Genomic DNA, 1,231 nt, shown 5'->3' with positions numbered 1-1,231 from the left:
CCTGGCCAAAGCTGGATTTGACCGTTTCGTCGAGGAGTTGTGCGTCCCGTTCTACGCCTCCCGCAAAGGGCGTCCTTCCATCCCTCCTGGTCGATATTTCCGCATGCATCTTGTCGGCTACTTCGAGGGCATCGACTCCGAGCGCGGCATTGAATGGCGTTGCGCCGACTCCCTTTCCCTGCGCGAGTTCCTGCTCCTGGATATGGGCCAAGCCGTGCCCGACCACTCCAGCCTGAGTCGCATTCGATCCCGGCTGTCCCTGGAACTGCACCAAGAGGTGTTCATCTGGGTTCTCGACGTGATCACCCAAGCTGGCTTGGTCCAGGGCGACCGCATCGGTGTGGATGCCTCGACCATGGAAGCCAACGCCGCCATGCGTTCCATCGTCCGTAAGGACACCGGCGAAGGCTATCGCCAGATGCTGCATCGCATGGCCAAAGAGAGCGGCATGAAGACGCCGACCAATGAGGACTTGTCCCGCATGGATCGTCAACGCAAAGGCAAGAAGACATCCAACACGGACTGGGAATCGCCGACCGATCCCGAAGCCAGAGTCGCGCGAATGAAGGATGGTCGCACCCGCTTGGCCTACAAGCCGGAACACGCTGTGGACCTGGACACCGGTGCCGTGATTGCGGTGGATATACACCCGGCGGATCAGGGCGACACCAAGACCCTGGGCGAGACACTCAAAACCACGAAAGCGAACCTGGAAAAGGTCGGCAAAGCGCCATCTCCCGACGCCCCCACAGAACTCATCGCGGACAAGGGGTATCACTCTCGCGCCGTCCTCAAGGAGTTGGACGACAGCCCTTGGAAAACACGGATCGCAGAGCCGAAACGCAAGGGGCTCAACTGGTGGAACGGCGACCACGATGCCCGCCGGGCCGTGTACAACAACCGAATCCGGCTTGGTTCCGGCAAGGCTTCCGAATCAGCGAAACGGCGAACCGAACTTGCTGAACGCAGCTTCCAGCACACCCTTGATCGGGGTGGCATGCGCAAAACGTGGTTGCGAGGGCGGAAAAACGTCGAAAAACGCTACTTGCTCCATGTCGCAGGCTTCAACCTTGGCTTACTCATGAGAAAAATGACCGGGTTCGGCACCCCGAAAGGGGCAGCCGACGCCTGGGGCATCATTTTTGTCGGCTTTTGGACGAAATCAGACTGGATGCTGCTCGTATTCGCGGTCAATGAAGAGCGACCAGATGTTTTTGTTCCGGTCGCGGCG

Annotated in this window: 1 protein-coding gene; it reads left to right on the top strand. The window is 59.5% G+C overall.

Translation table 11 applies throughout. From position 1 onward, the window contains the following. Positions 1-1,231: transposase (locus QQS14_RS16370; protein ID WP_425607939.1), on the top strand; the 1,231-nt coding region annotated here is incomplete at both ends.

The organism is Pseudodesulfovibrio pelocollis, from assembly GCF_030282845.1.
GTDB lineage: Bacteria > Desulfobacterota > Desulfovibrionia > Desulfovibrionales > Desulfovibrionaceae > Pseudodesulfovibrio > Pseudodesulfovibrio pelocollis.
This window is presented reverse-complemented; position numbering and strand designations above follow the sequence as displayed.